General features: G+C 36.7%; 17 protein-coding genes and 2 riboswitches. Of the genes, 14 read left to right on the top strand and 3 right to left on the bottom strand.

Annotation, left to right across the window (positions count from 1 at the left end):
- The first annotated feature begins 153 nt into the window (after positions 1 to 153).
- The 7 genes from BFJ97_RS02465 (at position 154) to cobT (ending at position 7,562) form a co-directional block, all read left to right on the top strand.
- A complete protein-coding gene (locus BFJ97_RS02465) occupies positions 154 to 1,788 on the top strand; it encodes a glycerol-3-phosphate dehydrogenase/oxidase (protein WP_068983062.1) in 1,635 nt (544 codons plus the stop codon).
- A gap of 15 nt (positions 1,789 to 1,803) precedes the next feature.
- The gene (locus tag BFJ97_RS02460) at positions 1,804 to 2,721 is read left to right on the top strand and encodes an alpha/beta fold hydrolase (RefSeq protein WP_068983061.1); all 918 of its coding nucleotides are present in this window, start codon (positions 1,804 to 1,806) and stop codon (positions 2,719 to 2,721) included.
- Positions 2,708 to 3,610: a tRNA (adenosine(37)-N6)-dimethylallyltransferase MiaA gene (gene miaA / locus BFJ97_RS02455; RefSeq protein WP_068983060.1), complete on the top strand. Its 903-nt coding sequence runs from the start codon at positions 2,708 to 2,710 to the stop codon at positions 3,608 to 3,610. Before BFJ97_RS02460 ends, miaA begins: the two co-directional genes overlap by 14 nt.
- Before the next feature lie 135 nt (positions 3,611 to 3,745).
- Positions 3,746 to 3,976 carry an RNA chaperone Hfq gene (gene hfq, locus BFJ97_RS02450; RefSeq protein WP_068983059.1) on the top strand — a complete coding sequence of 77 codons (231 nt, stop codon included), beginning with the start codon at positions 3,746 to 3,748 and terminating at the stop codon, positions 3,974 to 3,976.
- Positions 3,977 to 4,075: 99 nt separating this feature from the next.
- The gene (locus BFJ97_RS02445) at positions 4,076 to 4,378 is read left to right on the top strand and encodes a rhodanese-like domain-containing protein (RefSeq protein WP_068983058.1); all 303 of its coding nucleotides are present in this window, start codon (positions 4,076 to 4,078) and stop codon (positions 4,376 to 4,378) included.
- A 668-nt stretch (positions 4,379 to 5,046) separates the two neighbouring features.
- Complete coding sequence (locus BFJ97_RS02440; RefSeq protein WP_068983057.1) at positions 5,047 to 5,811, top strand: YheC/YheD family protein; 765 nt, start codon at positions 5,047 to 5,049, stop codon at positions 5,809 to 5,811.
- A 404-nt stretch (positions 5,812 to 6,215) separates the two neighbouring features.
- Positions 6,216 to 6,391, top strand: a riboswitch (cobalamin riboswitch).
- Between the two features lie 115 nt (positions 6,392 to 6,506).
- Entirely contained in the window at positions 6,507 to 7,562 is a 1,056-nt protein-coding gene (cobT, locus tag BFJ97_RS02435) for a nicotinate-nucleotide--dimethylbenzimidazole phosphoribosyltransferase (protein WP_068983056.1), read from the top strand.
- A gap of 351 nt (positions 7,563 to 7,913) precedes the next feature.
- Here cobT and BFJ97_RS02430 read toward each other — a convergent pair whose 3' ends face one another.
- Positions 7,914 to 8,519 carry a trimeric intracellular cation channel family protein gene (locus tag BFJ97_RS02430; RefSeq protein ID WP_068983055.1) on the bottom strand — a complete coding sequence of 202 codons (606 nt, stop codon included), beginning with the start codon at positions 8,517 to 8,519 and terminating at the stop codon, positions 7,914 to 7,916.
- 260 nt (positions 8,520 to 8,779) lie between these two features.
- Between BFJ97_RS02430 and BFJ97_RS02425 the strand changes: the two genes are divergently transcribed.
- From BFJ97_RS02425 to glnA, 3 genes are all read left to right on the top strand, one after another.
- Positions 8,780 to 10,030: an aminotransferase class I/II-fold pyridoxal phosphate-dependent enzyme gene (locus BFJ97_RS02425; RefSeq protein ID WP_068983054.1), complete on the top strand. Its 1,251-nt coding sequence runs from the start codon at positions 8,780 to 8,782 to the stop codon at positions 10,028 to 10,030.
- 158 nt (positions 10,031 to 10,188) lie between these two features.
- Positions 10,189 to 10,563, top strand: a complete 375-nt coding sequence (locus BFJ97_RS02420; protein ID WP_068983053.1) for a MerR family transcriptional regulator — start codon at positions 10,189 to 10,191, stop codon at positions 10,561 to 10,563.
- Positions 10,564 to 10,658: 95 nt separating this feature from the next.
- The gene (gene glnA, locus BFJ97_RS02415) at positions 10,659 to 11,993 is read left to right on the top strand and encodes a type I glutamate--ammonia ligase (protein WP_068983052.1); all 1,335 of its coding nucleotides are present in this window, start codon (positions 10,659 to 10,661) and stop codon (positions 11,991 to 11,993) included.
- A gap of 114 nt (positions 11,994 to 12,107) precedes the next feature.
- Here glnA and BFJ97_RS02410 read toward each other — a convergent pair whose 3' ends face one another.
- Positions 12,108 to 12,449 (bottom strand): CotD family spore coat protein, encoded by a 342-nt coding sequence (locus BFJ97_RS02410; protein ID WP_068983051.1) that lies wholly within the window; start codon positions 12,447 to 12,449, stop codon positions 12,108 to 12,110.
- A gap of 814 nt (positions 12,450 to 13,263) precedes the next feature.
- Between BFJ97_RS02410 and BFJ97_RS02405 the strand changes: the two genes are divergently transcribed.
- The 4 genes from BFJ97_RS02405 (at position 13,264) to BFJ97_RS02390 (ending at position 17,111) form a co-directional block, all read left to right on the top strand.
- Entirely contained in the window at positions 13,264 to 14,619 is a 1,356-nt protein-coding gene (locus BFJ97_RS02405; protein ID WP_068983050.1) for a YjiH family protein, read from the top strand.
- A 289-nt stretch (positions 14,620 to 14,908) separates the two neighbouring features.
- Entirely contained in the window at positions 14,909 to 15,448 is a 540-nt protein-coding gene (locus BFJ97_RS02400; protein WP_068983049.1) for a hypothetical protein, read from the top strand.
- A 383-nt stretch (positions 15,449 to 15,831) separates the two neighbouring features.
- A riboswitch (PreQ1 riboswitch) is annotated at positions 15,832 to 15,878 on the top strand.
- Positions 15,879 to 15,975: 97 nt separating this feature from the next.
- The gene (queF, locus tag BFJ97_RS02395) at positions 15,976 to 16,476 is read left to right on the top strand and encodes a preQ(1) synthase (protein ID WP_068983048.1); all 501 of its coding nucleotides are present in this window, start codon (positions 15,976 to 15,978) and stop codon (positions 16,474 to 16,476) included.
- Positions 16,476 to 17,111 carry a queuosine precursor transporter gene (locus BFJ97_RS02390; RefSeq protein ID WP_068983047.1) on the top strand — a complete coding sequence of 212 codons (636 nt, stop codon included), beginning with the start codon at positions 16,476 to 16,478 and terminating at the stop codon, positions 17,109 to 17,111. The genes queF and BFJ97_RS02390 overlap by 1 nt, the downstream gene beginning before the upstream one ends.
- Here BFJ97_RS02390 and BFJ97_RS02385 read toward each other — a convergent pair.
- Positions 17,105 to 18,106: an acyltransferase family protein gene (locus BFJ97_RS02385; protein ID WP_254660101.1), complete on the bottom strand. Its 1,002-nt coding sequence runs from the start codon at positions 18,104 to 18,106 to the stop codon at positions 17,105 to 17,107. The two genes, BFJ97_RS02390 and BFJ97_RS02385, sit on opposite strands and share 7 nt — an antisense overlap.
- Between the last annotated feature and the right edge of the window lie 386 nt (positions 18,107 to 18,492).

Genomic DNA, 18,492 nt, shown 5'->3' with positions numbered 1-18,492 from the left:
CTCCAATTCTATTCTTTGATGAGGATATTCCGCTTGCAGGTAACTTATCAATCAGAAATGGATGCACAATAAGGACCGGCTCTTAAAGCGATCTAGCAAAAAGTTGTAGAGGTTACATGTATTTTCAAATCATAGCTAATGGGGGAAAAAGGTATGTTTTCATTTGAACATCGTCCTAAAATTATACATTTTTTAGAGCAATATAGCTTTGACGTATTAGTCATTGGTGGCGGGATTACTGGTGCTGGCATTGCACTTGATGCTGCATCTAGGGGATTGTCAGTCGCCTTGATCGAGAAACAGGATTTTTCTGCTGGCACATCCAGCCGTTCAACAAAGCTTATTCATGGTGGACTTCGGTATTTAAAGCAACTTGATGTAGGTGTTGTAGCTGAGGTTGGGCGTGAGCGTGAAATTGTTTATGACAGTGCGGTTCACGTTACAACGCCAGAAAAAATGCTCCTGCCATTATATAAGAAGGGCTCACTTAGTCCATTAACAACATCACTGGCATTGAAGGTATATGATCGATTAGCAGGTGTCAAAAAGCATGAACGTAGAACAATGCTGAATGCTCAGGAAGCAGCAGCGCTAGAGCCTCTACTCAATCGAGATGAGCTTGTCGGTGGTGGTTATTATGTTGAATATCGTACAGATGATGCCCGTCTGACAATAGAGGTACTGAAAAAAGCGGTTGAATACGGGGCACTTTGTCTAAATTATGCGGAGATGACAGAATTTTTATATCAAAAGAAAAAGCTTGTAGGAGTGCAAGTAAAGGATCATGTGACAGGGAAAATGATAGAAGTGCATGCTGCGCAAATCGTTAATGCTACTGGACCTTGGGTAGATGAGGTCCGTCACAAGGATAAAGTAGCAGACAAAAAGCAATTACGACTCACAAAAGGGGTTCATATTGTCCTTGATCAAAAGGATTTTCCATTAAGGCAAGCAGTATATTTTGATATAGTGGATGGACGCATGGCCTTTGCAATTCCACGTGATGGCAAAACTTATGTAGGAACAACGGATACAGTTTATGAGGGAGACCCTGCACATCCTGTCGCATCCAAAGAGGATGTTGATTATTTAATGGATGCTGCAAAAACTGTTTTTCCAACAGCAAATATTTCAATAGAAACGATTGAATCGTCGTGGGCAGGTGTACGTCCCCTTATTTTTGAAAAAGGAAAGGATCCATCTGAAATTTCACGAAAAGATGAAATATGGACGGCTCCAAGTGGACTAATGACAATCGCAGGTGGCAAATTAACGGGCTACCGCCAAATGGCAGAAACAATCGTTGATAAAATTGTGAAAACACATAGATATAAGCACGCAGGTCCATGTATAACGCGTGAGATATCGCTTTCTGGTGCGAAAGGCCTCAATGCTCTCAATTTCCCTGACTATACAGCGTATAAAGCAAGAGAAGGTGTTCAATATGGTCTTAATTATGATGAAGCGAAGACGCTCGTTCAAAAATATGGCACGAATGTAGATGCGTTGTTTAACCAGGTGAAATATTTGCATGAGCATGGAAGTACGATGCCTCTTGCCTTACATGCAATGTTACTTTATGGCATAGAAGCAGAAATGGTGTACACACCAAGTGATTTCTTTATTCGTCGTACAGGTTTATTATACTTCGATATTGATGCAGTAAAACGTTATAAACAGCAGGTCATTCAAGTTATGCAACAACATTTTCGCTATACAGAGTCACAAAGAAATACTTATATCGCTCAACTAGAGCAAGCTATTTTAGATGCAACAAGTTTTATATAGGAAGGGGTGTAGGTAATGGAGCGCTATATTGAAATGTCAGATGGTCATTTCCTGTTTACTCGAACATTCAAGCCGTCGAATCCATGTATTGGTCATATTCATATTTTACATGGTATGGCGGAGCATAGTGGACGTTATGTGAAATTTGCTCGTACTCTTAATGAAGCTGGCTATGCAGTAACAATGCATGATCATCGAGGACATGGAGAAACAGCAGCTTATAATGGCACACTAGGTTTCTTTGCCGAACAAAATGGTTTTGACCGTGTAGTAGAGGATGCTCATGAGGTAGTAACATTAATGCATGTACAATTTGCAGATGTACCTTTGATTTTATTTGGTCATAGTATGGGGTCGTTCATTACTAGAAGATATATTCAATTGTATAGCGAGCAAGTGGATAATGCGATTCTTTGTGGAACAGGGAATGTTACAGCATTGCATAAGATGGGGAATTTAGTAGCAAAAGCATTGGCCAAGCAATTTGGTAAAGAGACGGAGAGCAAAATATTAAATAAGCTCAGCTTTGGTAGTTTTAATAAGCAGTTCCCAAGTTCGAAGACTGCGTATGATTGGTTATGCTCGACAGAGGATGAGGTGCAAAAATATATAGATGATCCATATTGTGGCTTTATCCCAACAAATCAATTTTTTGTGGATTTAACAACGGGTTTTAAGTCGTTAAATCGTAAAAAAGAGATAGCGAATATAAAGAAAGAGTTACCGATATTATTGATAAGTGGTAGCATGGATCCAGTTGGAGAACAAGGTCAAGGCGTATACTCTGTGGCAGAACAATTTGCAGCAGCGGGCTTACAGGATGTGACGGTTTACTTATTTGAGGATAAGCGTCATGAAATTTTGAACGAAGATAATCAAGAAGCAGTCTATCAAGTTTTATTACGGTGGTTAGAAAAATATGATACAAGATAAAATACAGCGAGCAGAGGTTGTAGCAATCGTAGGACCTACTGCTTCTGGTAAAACGGCACTAAGCATTGAGTTAGCGAAAAAATATAATGGCGAAATCATTAATGGTGACTCCATGCAGATTTATAAAGATTTAGATATTGGTACAGCGAAAATTACGGAAGAAGAGATGGAAGGTGTGCCACATCATTTAATTAGCTTCAAAGAGCCAACGGAACCTTTCTCAGTAGCTGACTATCAAAAATTAGTGCGTGCTAAAATTGCGGAAATTCAAGCACGCGGCAAGCTACCGATTATTGTAGGGGGCTCAGGATTATATGTACAGGCAGTACTCTATGATTTTCAATTTACTGAGGAGCAGGTAGATGAAGTAGCAAGAAAAGCCTATTATGAAGAACTGGAGAAATTAGGTCCAGAGGCTATGCATGCTAAACTTAAAAACCTTGATCCACAAACAGCAGAGACCATTCATCCAAATAATACTCGCCGTGTCATACGTGCGTTAGAAATGATTGAGCTTAGTGGCGTTTCAAAGGCAGCAGAAGCACATAATCGTGGAGAAGTTCCACTTTACAATCATGTGATTATAGGGCTTGGGCAAAATATGTCACGTGAAGAGCTCTATGATCGTATTAACCTTCGCGTTGATATAATGATGGAAAAGGGGCTTTTGGAAGAAGTAAAGGGTTTATGGCAGCAAAATATTCGTGGTGTACAGTCAATCCAAGCAATCGGCTACAAGGAATTATATGATTACCTAGATGGAAAATGTTCTTTAGAAGAAGCTGTTGACAGTTTGAAACAAAATTCTCGCCGCTATGCGAAAAGACAACTAACATATTTCCGCAATAAAATGGATGTTTACTTTCTTAAAAATGAAGAACAACTTTAGTTGATTGATCTCGCCTTATCGTAGATTTTGTTTTTATACTTTTGATAAATTTCTAAAAATTACTAATTGATAAATTGGTAGAACGTGCTAATATAGGAATGAAGAGGTAGGAAGAGAGCAAGGGGGGTATATTTGATGAAATCAATTAACTTGCAAGATACATTCTTGAACCATCTACGTAAAAACAGTGTTTTTGTTACTGTGTTTCTGTTAAACGGATTCCAGTTAAAAGGGACTGTGAAATCCTATGATAATTTTACAGTGTTATTAGTAGATGTTGAAAGTAAACAGCATCTTATTTACAAACACGCTATTTCCACATTTGTTCCAGCAAAGCAAGTCGATTTTTTAGAGACAGACGAATAGAAACATTAGAGTAAAACAGTTAGTGTTCATGACACTAGCTGTTTTTTTGCCTTCAGGCTATAATGTAAAAGGAAATCGATATATTGGAGGACTACACAGATGAAAACGATGGAGACAACAGAAATATTAGAACTATTAGATGCGAACGAAGATCTATACATTATTGATGTTCGTGAAGATGATGAGGTAGCACAAGGTATGATTCCTGGTGCTCAACATATTGCTATTGGGACAATCCCTGATCGCATAAATGAATTAGATGCTTCAAAGCCATACATTATCGTTTGCAAGGCTGGCGCTCGTTCAGCAAATGCATGCTCATACTTAGAAGCTCAAGGGTTTGACGTGACAAACCTTGAAGGCGGCATGCTTGCATATGATGGAGAGTTAGAATTTAAATAATGACATACTTTAAAGAGAAAGAGCCTATTAATATTTGCTCTTTCTTTTTTCTTGTTCTTATTTTTTAGTGAGTTCATGATGAGGCCTAAAATTTTATTGTATGGATTATCCTTTTTTTTGCTCACGAATCTTTAGGTTATAACTGGCAAAGTTTAAACTAGTATATCTAATGCCTACGTCCATGATGCTTCATTATTATCTCTTACACCTAATGATCCTTATATCGATAGACCACTCGCCCATATCCCATTTAAACCAACTTCCTCTACAACTTTTGCGGAAAGACCGTTATAGGTATCCATTAATTTAAGTGTGTCTAAATATATTTTTTTATTAAAAAATTTTGTTGTTTTTCTAAGATCTTCCATCTTATAACTCGACATTATCATATGACTAAAAGTAAATATTAGCAGGGCAAGTATATTAGAAACTAATGATTTTGAAATTAAAAAATGGTGTATTGAGAACAATCATAATGCTACTTTTCTAGTGTAGTAAATTTAATTATGGGACTCAAAATGAAAAATATGAGATATCGCGTTACCAAGTCTCACCCACCTATGCAAGATAAATCTATTTACATAGAATACAGTAACCTCCATAAGTGGAGAGGACTACACTATCAATACAAAAGAAATAAAAATATCTAACTAAATGAGGTGAGTTTATTGAAAAACGGACTTGGAAAATGGGAACAATGCTTACTCTTAAAACAAAATCCTTTAACAAATAACTGCATGCCAGAATCAATACTTTACAGTCTAGAAAACCTAATCTATTTATTAAATAAGTATGAGTATATTTATGTGAAACATAATAGCGCTGGACAAGGAAGAGCAATTTATAAAGTCTACAAAAGAAAAGATGGACACTATTGTTTTAACGGATTTACCATGCAAGGTGAGGAAATAAGTAAATGTGTAGCAGCAATTGAGGATTTCCACCAAGTTCTACATCCATATGAGAAACAAGGTAGATTAAACGGAATTTATATTATACAAGAGGGGGTCAAAAGTCTAACCCCTGATGGGAATTCAATATCTATTCGTGTTCATGTTCAAAATCTAAAGGGAAAATGGGTAATTGGTGGGATTTACGGAAGAGTGGCAACTGAGGATCATGGGATTGTCAATTCAAATCGAGGTTCTAAAGCAATATCGATTGAGGAATTATTATCAGGTTATTTGATGATGGATAATACAAAGAAAGATCAAACAATAGATTCTCTAAAAGAGGATTCAATTTTAGTAGCTGAAGTAATAGCATCCCACTTTCCTTGTAGAGAATATGGCATTGATTTTGGAATAAATCTAGAAGGAAAACCTATATTATTCGAAGTAAATACAACGCCAAGCATACGTAGTTTTGCCAAAGTTGATAGGGCGATCTGGAAGAATATTGTTGAGATTAGGAAAATGCAAAATGAAGGCTAAGTTTGAAATGTAGTTATTTTTCATGTTAGTCATCAGCATATTTTTATTCAATAGACATACATCAAAAAATTACTTTCCCTACTATATTTATAGGAAATAAGTTTTAATTGAATCCGTTACTTGTGAACGATTAGGAATTTACCTAGGAAAAATAGATTGTGGTTGAGTAGGCGCGTTATGAATCAATTTTCTATTGGAGAGAAGATTCAGCATGGGCTCAAATTGCCAGCCCTCAGGAACCTAAATTCGCGTACGTTAGATTTATTTGGTTATTCGAAGTGTTAAAAGACTCTTTTACTGGAATTCACTATTTTGGAACGAATGCCAGCAAAGGAATCCCTGGAACAATTTTTCATTTAATTAAATATATTGACACAAAAAACACTTTATCGTAAATTTAAAATAATTGCATAAAAGCATTAGGTGCCCATTGCGGGAGAATAGGGAATAAAGTGAAAAGCTTTAGCGGTCCCACCACTGTAAAAGAGAGTTTCATGGAGAATGCCACTAGCATAGTCTGGGAAGGTTCTATGAAATGTTGAAATTGAGCCAGGAGACCTGCCTAACTGCTGCGTATTATATAGACGATGGAAAAGTCTGTAGTTTATTTGTTATGAAATAAACTACAGGCTTTTTATTTTTTTCTCTAAATCATATCTTCGAGTAATGGGGCAAAAAAGAAAGGGGAAATTTTCATGCAATTATTACAACAGACGATTCAAAACATTCACAGTACTGACCACAAAATGATGGAGCAGGCAAGAGAACGCATAGATGCACTATGCAAGCCTCCTGGAAGTTTGGGAAGACTAGAAACCCTTGCTGTGCAACTATCTGGGATTACAAGAGAACTATTTCCTGCGATTGATAATAAAGCGATTATTGTGTGTGCCGCAGATCATGGTGTTTGTGATGAAGGGGTGACATCTAATCCACAAAATGTGACGGTCTTTCAAACATTAAATTTTCCTAGAGGTGGAACTGGTGTCTGTGCTATCGCAAGAATCACAGATGCTAAAATTGTCACAGTAGACGTTGGCGTAAAAGAAGATATTCCGCATGATGCTGGTGTTATCCTAAAAAAAATTAAATATGGAACGGACAATATGGCAAAAGGTCCTGCCATGTCAAGGGAAGAAGCCATTCAATCTATTGAAGTAGGAATTGAAGTAGCTACCGAAGAAATAGCAAAAGGGGCGAATGTACTCGGGACAGGTGAAATGGGGATTGGAAATACAACACCGAGTGCTGCAATATTATCGGTTCTTCGTGCATGTCATCCGATTGAAGTGACAGGGGTCGGTGCAGGTGTTGGGCCAGGTGGAATCGACCATAAAATAGAAGTTATTCATAATGCTATTACATTAAACAAACCAAATCGTGATGATGCTATTGACATTCTTGCAAAAGTTGGTGGTTTAGAAATAGGTGCTATGGCTGGAGTTGTACTCGCTGCAGCTGCAAATCGCAAGCCTGTTGTGATTGATGGCTTCATTTCTACTATTGCTGCACTTATTGCATACGAACTCGAACCAAAAGTAAAAGACTATATCATTCCTTCTCATGCTTCCGAAGAACCAGGTGCTAAAATTGCTGCTGAAATGCTCGGAGTTGAACCGATGTTGCAGATGAATATGCGATTGGGCGAAGGCTCTGGTGCAGCTTTAGCGTTTCCTATTTTGGACGCAGCATGTTCCATGATGAAAAACATGACAACATTAGAGGAAGCTATTCTGCTGTTAGAAAAGTAATTAAATATTATGAGATTCTAAAAACAAGTTCTTATGAAAGTAGTTACTCAGCAAGCAAAAAGTTTACTTAGGGTAACATACTATTTCTATTAGGATATATTGTTTCTAGGCGCTGCTACACATAAACAAAAGTTATAGTTAAAGGATTTAAAATCTGCTATTGATAAAAAAGAAGAGGCTGGGACAGAACTCGATTATTTTGAAAAATAGCGAAAACAGGTAATAACCTTTTCGCTTCAATGAGTAGAGTGTTCCTTCCTAAATCAAAAAAATGTTAGACCGAAATCGGTCTAACATTTTTTCTTTCTGTCCCAGCCTTTTGTTGTTATACGGTGATGTAAGGAAACTTAGCTATGCCCGCTGCAATTTCCGCAACGGTAAACGCCATTTCTTCATATATGAAAGAACTCTTAGTGCAGTAATTACACCAAATAATACATATAAATAGATATCCCCTGAAAATAATCCAAGCCCAATAATAAGTCCAGCTAGTGCTGCCCAAACACCATAGACTTCATCACGGAGAATTAATGGTTGTCGTCTAGCTAATAAATCTCGAACAATTCCACCGCCTGACCCTGTTAAGACAGCAGCTACAATAACTGCACTAATGGGCATGTCGAGCTTCACGGCATAGAGAGCACCTTGAATTGCAAATGCCGATAAACCGATAGCATCAGTGAAATTGCCCCAGCGATGCCAATGTTGGATGAGTCGATGTGGAAATAAGAAAAAAATTGTAATGGCTGCAATGGCAATTTGGAACATCATATCCTGTCCCCACAGTGTTGTTACAGGCAAACCTATGAGCAAATTTCGTATAGCTCCTCCGCCAAAAGCGGTTACAATCCCGAGTATATATACACCGAATAAATCGTATTCTTCCTCCATTGCAATGATTGCCCCAGAAATAGCGAAGGCAATTGTTCCAATAATACTAAAAACCTCCCAAGCCAACCCTTTCACTCCCTATATGAATAAATCTTTTTGATTAGTTGCAAACCCTTTTTGTAGCGTAGAAGTTTTTGCTAAGAAAAGTATCAACTTATGCTTTGGAATTATCAGATATTAAATATCCTATTATAGTAGGACATAATAGATGAAGTCCGCAATTTAGATTAGCGTAAAATGCAATTAGAAACAATAGCAAGTTTTGCAGGCAAGCATACAAATTGTTAAGATAGGATTTGAACAAATGTGAAATGGAGAAGAATATAATGACTTTTACAACAAATTTAATGGAAGAAACACTAGCATTAGCAGCTAAAATAGAAGAAAAGGTGCGTCCTTTTCATGCAAAGGTAGAAGACATGGCATTCTTCAACCAACAAAAAGTGCTTGCTGCGTTTAGAAAGCATCAAGTAAGTGATTATCATCTGCATCCGTCTAATGGTTATGGCTATGATGATGAGGGGCGTGACAATCTAGAACGTGTTTATGCAGAGGTCTTTGGAGCGGAGGCTGTCATCGTACGTCCGCAAATTATTTCAGGTACACATGCAATTACGCTTAGTTTATTCGGAGTATTACGTCCTGGTGACGAATTACTTTATATTTCGGGTCAGCCGTATGATACATTGCAATCAATAGTCGATGGTGGCGATAAGGATACTGGCTCCTTAAAAGATTATAAAATCGGTTATAGCCATGTAGATTTAATCAATAATCAAGAGATCGATTGGGAGGGCGTTGCAGCTGCAATTACACCAAACACAAAAATGATTGCTATCCAACGTTCGAAGGGCTATGCAACACGCCCATCCTTTACCATTTCACAAATTGCAGACATGTGTGCAAAAATCCGTGAATTAGCGCCAAATGCCGTTATTTTCGTTGATAATTGCTACGGTGAATTTGTTGAGGCACAGGAACCGACCGAGGTTGGGGCTGATTTAATGGCAGGTTCGCTCATTAAAAATCCTGGTGGAGGCTTAGCGAAAATTGGTGGTTATATTGCGGGTCGTGCAGATTTAGTTGAGAAATGTGCTTATCGTATGACATCACCAGGTATTGGTGCTGAGGCAGGAGCAACATTAAACACGCTTGGTGATTTCTATCAAGGATTTTTCCTTGCACCACATGTTGTATCTCAAGCATTAAAAGGTGCCATTTTCACAGCTGCTATGCTAGGGGAAATTGGGATGAATACATCACCAAGGTATGATGCTAATCGTACAGATTTAATTCAATCGGTTTCTTTCCAAACCGCGGAACAAATGATTGCGTTTTGTCGTGAAATTCAAGCAAACTCACCAATTAATGCGCATTACGCACCAGAGCCAGCGTACATGCCTGGCTATGAGGATGATGTCATCATGGCAGCTGGAACTTTTATTCAAGGTTCAAGTATTGAGCTTACAGCAGACGGTCCTATTCGTCCGCCGTTTACAGCATTTATTCAAGGTGGGTTAACATATGAGCACGTAAAATTTGCTATTTGTAGTGCTGTACAAAAAATCCAAAAATAGGAGATGAAAAAACTATTCAATACTTTCGTTTTGAATAGTTTTTTACAATTTTTCATCAATTCGAAAAAAATATTTTAATTGATGTAAGGAAACCTTACATGACTGGTTGACAGTGTAAAATTTTCGTTATATGATTAGCGGGTATTGGAGGGACTTAAATGAGTCGTGAAATTAGACGAACTATGCCGTTATTATCCATGAATATTGTGATGCAATTGACTGAGCTTTCGGCACGTCAAATTCGTTATTATGAAGAACACCATTTAATTGAGCCGCACCGAACAGAAGGCAACCGTCGAATGTTTTCATTAAATGACGTCGACATACTGCTTGAAATTAAAGATTACTTAGAACAAGGTATGAATATGGCGAAGATTAAAAAACTATTCGCTAAAAAGAATGATGCTGTTGCAACAGAAGAACCAAATTTAAGTGATTCAGAATTACGTCGCATTATGCGTGAAGAAATGCGTCAAGCACAGCGCATGCAAAAATCTTCCATCAGACAAGGGGATTTATCTCGATTCTATTAATTAAAGCAAACGTACGCTTCTGGTAACAGTTTAGATTATTTTAATAGGGTAGGGTAATAATAAAAGCTAGACAATTTATAGGAGTGTGGAAAACTGTGGGTAAATACACAAAAGAGGACATTAAACGTCTTATCGAGGAAAAAAACGTAAACTTTATTCGATTACAATTTACGGATATTCTTGGCACAATTAAAAACGTTGAGATTCCTGTAAGCCAATTAGACAAAGCGCTAGAAAATAAAATGATGTTTGATGGCTCATCCATTGAAGGCTTTGTTCGTATCGAAGAATCGGACATGTATTTACATCCTGATTTAGATTCTTTCGTAGTGTTCCCTTGGACTTCTGAAAAAGGGAAAGTAGCACGTTTCATCTGTGATGTATACACTGCTAAAGGCGAGCCGTTTGCTGGTGACCCACGTAACAACTTAAAACGTATCCTTAAAAAAATGGAAGAGTTGGGCTTCTCAAGCTTCAATTTAGGGCCTGAGCCAGAATTCTTCTTATTCAAATTAGATGCAAAAGGTGAACCAACATTAGAAGTAAACGACCATGGTGGTTACTTCGACTTAGCACCTACAGATCTTGGCGAAAACTGCCGTCGTGATATCGTATTAGAGCTAGAAGAAATGGGCTTTGAAATCGAAGCATCTCACCATGAGGTAGCTCCTGGACAACATGAAATCGACTTTAAATATGCAGATGCAATCACAGCTTGTGATAACATTCAAACGTTCAAATTAGTAGTTAAAACAATTGCACGTAAACATGGCTTACATGCTACTTTCATGCCGAAACCATTATTCGGTGAAGCTGGCTCTGGTATGCACTTCAATGTTTCATTATTTAAAGGTAAAGAGAATTCATTCTACGATGAATCGACTGAACTAGGTCTTTCTGAAACAGCAATGCAATTCATGGCGGGTGTCCTTGCTCACGTTCAAGGTTTCACAGCTGTAACAAACCCAACAGTTAACTCTTATAAACGTCTTGTACCTGGTTACGAAGCACCATGTTATGTAGCATGGTCAGCTCAAAACCGTTCACCACTTATCCGTATTCCATCAGCACGTGGTCTTTCAACTCGTGTAGAAGTACGTTCTGTGGATCCATCTGCAAATCCATATTTAGCAATGGCTGTTATTTTAGAAGCTGGTCTTGAAGGTATTCGTCAACAATTAACACCACCAGCTGCGATTAATCGTAACATCTATGTAATGACTGAAGAAGAGCGTAAAGCGAACGGTATTGAAAACTTACCACCAGCACTTGACGATGCTTTAGCATTACTAGCTAAAGATAAAGTAGCTCAAGAAGCTTTAGGCGAGCATATCTACGCAAACTTTAAAGAAGCAAAAGAAATCGAGTTCGATATGTACCGTACAACAGTACATCAATGGGAACGCGACCAATATTTAAAAATGTACTAATATATTAACCGAGTACCTAATCAAGGTACTCGGTTTTTTTCTTTTGAAATTCATAATTTGATAGTAAATACTATAACAAGAACTGATAGGCGCTAGACATTTTCAATCAAATATTTAGTAGCCCATATATATTTGATGGTGATGATGATGATGGTGTGGCATGTGATGATGATGGTGCATATGGCAAGGATCAGGTCGCATATCGCAAAGTGTATGATTTTCGCAACATTCATTCACTACACATTCTGTGAAAGGGAAGTAATATTGATGATCAATCATATGTTTGTTAACTGTTGTAATATGTGCTGGTTGTACATGTGGCACGACAGTATGGATGTAATTGGTACGAATATATTCTTCTGGTGGTAAAAAATGTGGTGGGTCAAATTGAGTTGGGCATGCTTGTGGTGGACAACAATGTGGACCTTTTGCATGGTGATGCATACGTTTAAACATGTTATAACCTCCTGTTTTGATAAGTTGTGGTTCATACTTAAGATATGAGATGAAAGACAATGTGGTCTATTTGTATGCCTATTAAGAGTTGGTTAAATCTCTTAGGCAATCAAAATAGGTATGATTATTGAAAAATTTCATCAAATGTTAATAATGTAAACTACTATCGAAAACCGAAGTGATGAAATGCATGTCGAAATTTAAAGTATTTATGACCTTTTCAATAATTTTTTGATGATAGGTGTGCTTTTTTATAGTTTGAAAGTGCTAGTATGTAAGAAAGATCCGTCCTTTGAACAAGGTTGGATACATTAAATGTTACACATATAATTTAGACAACATTTTAGCTATTGTAAAATTGAGCTTTGTTGAAAGGTAATGATACAAAGAAGAAGTGCTGGATGATATCAGATGAGAATTATAACAATAACTAATATTTTACATTGAATAAAAATTCATTTTGTTGTAGAATTAACCGGATGTGTTGTTGGGTTTACGGTATTTTTGTAGCTCATAAATGTAAATTATGAATAATGTTGGGATTGTTAAAATTTCGCATTGCAGATGTTAATTATAAAAAAGTAGTGTTTAGGCGTTCCTTTATTACTTTTTAGAGGAATGCTTTTTTTATTTTATCCCTCATTAACCGCTCGTAAATGCCCAATTGGCAAATATTAATCAGCGAAGATAAAGAAATTTCCACTGATTAATGTTTCGCTTTATACAGATATACTTCTTGGCGGTTGAACAGTATATAACTAACAAGCCTGATGTATACAACTTTGATAAAACTAGAGAAATGAGGCTTTTAATTATGAAAAAATATCCTACTTCTTCATACTTTTACTTCATAATCCCCTCTCTTATTGGTGTCCTATTATTCATGACACCAGTCTTAACAGATGAGGGATGGAAAGTTCCAATTGCTATTTTAGCAAATATATTAGCGGGTGTTGTTGCGCCTGTGATTAGTTATTTTACTATCATTATGTTTGCGATTTCGGCAATTGGTTCACTTATTGCCAAATTCATTCCTCGCGATCATACAAAGAAGCCTAGTATTTTAGATACATTGTTTTATGTCAATTGGTTTTGGACAATAATACGAATTATCGGTTTAATATTTGCTTCAATGGTTGTATTTGATTTTGGACCATCAGCGATTAACAATGAAAATACTGGTGGGTTATTAATGAACCCTGATGATGGTTTGGTAACGTTTTTATTTACGATTTTCTTATTTGCGGGTCTACTATTACCATTTTTAACAAACTTCGGCTTACTTGAATTTTTCGGAACAATGATGGTAAAAATTATGCGTCCTCTCTTTAAAAGTCCTGGTCGTTCATCGGTTGATGCACTTACATCGTGGGTGGGGGATGGAACAATTGGTGTTCTGATGACGAGTAAGCAATATGAAATGGGGAACTACACGAAAAAAGAGGCTGCCATTATTGCAACAAGCTTCTCTGTAGTATCCATCACGTTCTGTATCGTCGTATTGGATACAGTGCATTTGTCACGCTATTTTATTCCATATTATGTAACGGTTGTACTTTGCGGTCTTGTGTTAGCGGTAATAATGCCGCGAATTTATCCGCTTGCTAACAAAGAAGATACGTATATCGATGGTAGTCCAGTAGATTTATCACGTGAGGAATTACCCAAAGGTTATAATTCGATGTCACATGGTCTAGAAAATGCTTTAGCAGTCGCACATGCAAATCGTGATCCTCTTCAATTTATTAAAGATGGATCTAGAAATGTCTTGGATTTATGGATTGGCGTAGCGCCCGTTGTTATGGCATTTGGTACCATTGCTTTAATGCTTGCTGAATTCACTAGTATTTTTACCGTTTTAGGGAAGCCATTTGAACCTATTTTAACAGTGCTTGGTTTACCTGAAGCAGCTGAGGCGGCACAAACAATGGTTGTCGGCTTTGCAGATATGTTCTTACCTTCAATTTTAGGAGAAGGAATCGAAGCTGAAACTACACGATTTGTCATTGCTGTCGTTTCTGTTACACAGCTTATCTATATGTCAGAAGTCGGTGGACTAATTTTAGGTACGAAAATTCCGCTGAAGTTTTTTGATTTAGTTGTTATTTTCTTATTACGTACGATTATTTCACTACCAATCGCAGCATTAGTTGCACATTTACTTTTCTGATCTAAAAAGCAATTGTTCGCATTTAATGAGTGCGAATAATTGCTTTTTCTTTATTTAAATCCGCGTGACAGAGAGAATATCCGCGTAAAAAGGGTGAAATACCCGCGTACTAGAGGTGATTCTTTGCATATAGACTTCCGGTGCAAAAAATATCTATTTCACACGCTTTAAAACAAGTTGGATCTAGTTATGATAAAAAAGAATAAATAACTGTGAACATACTACAACTTGCTGCATAAATTCATTGTGTTGGGAAAAACTACGCCTAAAGTGATACTGAGGTGATAAAATGGACAGAATTTTTTCTCTCTGCTTAAGTTCCTTTTATTTATTATTTTCTCAACCAAATAATGCCTATCTAAATGATTCGTTCAGTCCTTATGAAGAAATTTATCCTGAAATAGGCTATAAAACGGTTGAAGCAGCTGCCTCCGATTTTGAGCGGCACTTTCATCAAGAACTAAAGCTACCACTTCGAGTACCTCCTATTAGTTTTACGCATCATTTTGGTCGATTTAATAATCTTGATGGTGATAGGAATGATTTTTATGAAGTTACATTTATTAATAATCGACTTCCGGAGCATCATTATAAAATAACTGTTCGACCTAATCATTTTAAGTTACTATCTAAAAAGGACTATATAGTAAAGACATTCGAATTGAAAAACGGAACGACTTCAATCTATATGGAAATATCAGGTTTCAATGTACTCGCTTTTGAAAGAGGAGATTGGCAATATATGCTGTGGATTGATAAAAGGGTTTCCGAAAAGGTGACACCTGAAGTGTTAGTCGACATCGCCAATTCCATTGACTATACAAACTAAAATGATAACCGTGGTTAATTCAGCTAAAATGCCAAGTCCTTTAAATGGGGCTTGGCATCACTTTTTTTGAAAGTATTTCGAATATCCTCAAGTTGACCGAGAGTTACAGAAACATTTCGGATTATGATAGAGTAAGGTAGACATATTTGATAATAGTTCAAACAAAGAAGTAGACAACTTGAAAATAATCATAATAATCGGAATTGAGCAAAATTGTAACCACTGATAGTTGCTAAACGATAAAAGACAACATGCAACAAAAGGCTGAAGAGTAGGAAAGGAGCTGTAAAACAGTATAACTTGAAAGTGTTTTTGTCAATGCATTGGATATGAAAAAAATTAGTTGACGGATTGCATTCATTAAGTTAAGATAACTAGCGAATATAAAAGAGGTTCATAGCGCATACCCTCTATAAAAAACTATGGATGACGTCATTTACGCCATGTCCCAAAAATGCGGATATGGCGATTTTTTTTTATTAGGTTTCACGCATAATGGACTTCTCACAACTTGAGGAGGCATTTTTATGGCAGGAAGAACAGATGAACAAGGATTACAAGATTTAACACTACTTGGTAACCAAAACACAAAGTATTTATTTGAGTACTCACCGGAAGTACTTGAGGCAGTCGATAATTTGCATACGGGAAACGATTTTTTTGTAAAATTTAATTGTCCAGAATTTACAAGTCTTTGTCCAATGACAGGGCAGCCTGACTTTGCAACAATGTATATTTCTTTTATTCCAGATAAAAAGCTAGTAGAGAGTAAGTCACTAAAGCTTTATTTATTTAGCTTCCGTAATCACGGAGACTTTCATGAGGACTGTGTCAATATCATCATGAATGATCTAATTAAGCTGATCGAACCGCGTTATATTGAGGTATGGGGCAAGTTTACGCCGCGCGGTGGCTTGTCTATTGATCCTTGGTGCAACTATGGCCGCCCAGGCACAAAATATGAAAAGATGGCGGAACATCGTTTGATGAACCACGATTTGTATCCTGAAAAGGTGGATAATCGTTGATGCTGTATTATTTAAATGGGTTGTTTGTTGGCTTTTTAATTTTGGCAAATGTTTTAGCTGTTAAAGTGTTTAGTATAGGCGAATGGATGATACTTCCGGCAGCAGCAATACTTATTATTTTCACGTATCCTCTTATTGATGTAATTTGCGAAGTGTACGGTAGGGAAGCGGGCAGTCGCACGGTAAGAACGGGGCTTATAGCACAAGTGTTTGCGGCATGCTTTATTGCTATTGCCATTGAGCTACCACCTGCACAAGCCTTTGCTCATCAAAAGGAGTTTGAGATAATTCTTGGTGGCAGTATGCGTGTCATTATTGCAAGCCTTGTTGCGTATACGGTTAGTGTAAATTTGGATGTCATGATATTTAGTAAATTTAAGGAAAAGCATGGCGACGGTAAGCTTTGGCTTCGAAACAATGCGTCTACGATGGTAAGTCAGCTCATCGATACGGCACTATTTATTACGATAGCCTTTTATGGTGTAATGCCATTTAAAGTATTACTGACATTGTTTATAACACAGTATCTGTTTAAATTTTTAGCGTCGATTGTAGCAACGCCACTTGTTTACGGGTTAGTTTTTGTGGCACGGAAATTTGACAAGCGTAAAAGCATAGAGCCATCTCATTACTGAGATGGCTTTTTAATGTGTGCCTTGCCAATTAGATAAGCACTATAAGGTAAAAATGAAATGATTTTTATAATCAACATACAGATAACTACGCTCGAAAGAAATAGCGCGATGACTTGAAGAGAGGTAGTAGGTATTTGTGCTGTATAAGGGACTAAAAATTCTTGAACAAGCCAATGGATCAAAAATATACCAAATGAATATTGACTTACTAAATTAACGATTTTTAGCTTCGGCACAATTTGACCAAATGCTAAAATGCATAAAGTTATTGAAATAATAAGCAACATCATATCTAATCGTCTAGATGTGATTTCAGTGGCTCCCAAATAATAGTTGATCGCCAGTATAGATGCTGAAAGAACAACGAAAACTAGCGTAAAGAATTTGTACTTACTAATATATAAGGTAATCCATCGATAATGCGTACCGATTAAATAAGCAATTGCGAAATAAGGAAGCCAACCAATAAATAGTAAACGAACAAGATTATCGTTTACTATAAAGAATTCACCATTCAGCTTTGCGAGCGTCATATATAAAATACCAAGTGCCAACATAATTGGTGTTAGCCATATGCTTGATAGCTGATACTTTTTTATGATAAAGAACAGAATGTATAATTGAAAGATTGTCATGACAAACCATCCCGAGAAATCTCCTAAGAGAATATGGCGATACAGTGCATTCCAAAAGCTTTCATCATAATGAAGAGCTGCATATACTGCATACAAAATACTAGCAGCAACAAATGGAATATAAACAAATTGAAAACGTCGCCATAAAAAGTTAGGAGGTAGTTCGACTGGGTAGCGCTTTGCTAAAATAATAATAGATAATAGAATAAATGTTGGCGTCGCGAAACATAATAATAATCTGAAAAATTGATAGTACGGATTTTCGATGTATCCGTTAATAATTTCTGTATTAGTTGTAGCGTGTAATAATACAATAGATAAGCAGGCAATTGCCCTTAAAACATTCCACTCATACACCATTTCGATCACCCACTATATGCAAATTTGAAGGCATCAGCGCTAAGCAAGATGCATCTTAACTATTTATATGAACGTAGCATCTATGATAAAACATCAGGTGTGTAGATTAGGAAAATATATATTGACCGATAAAAGGTTGTTTTTTGTTGATATTTTACTAATATATTACAGTTTTCAACTGATGTAGCCCGCAGTGAAATTAGTGTTCTTGAATATATTTGAATGAATAAAATGTTTAATAAACATACCTGATAAAACATATAAAAATGGAACCTTCAGCAAAATTTCAAGAAAGTTATCAATCAGTACAACTGCAGAGGGCATTGTGTGAAAGCTAGTCAAGGTCATTATAAGTTCCATGAAGTGGAGAGTGGAATTTGTAGAAT

The sequence above is a fragment of the Lysinibacillus xylanilyticus genome, from assembly GCF_001708185.1.
Lineage (GTDB): Bacteria > Bacillota > Bacilli > Bacillales_A > Planococcaceae > Lysinibacillus > Lysinibacillus xylanilyticus_A.
The sequence above is the reverse complement of the archived record's forward strand: the minus strand, read 5'-3'. Positions and strand labels throughout refer to the sequence as shown.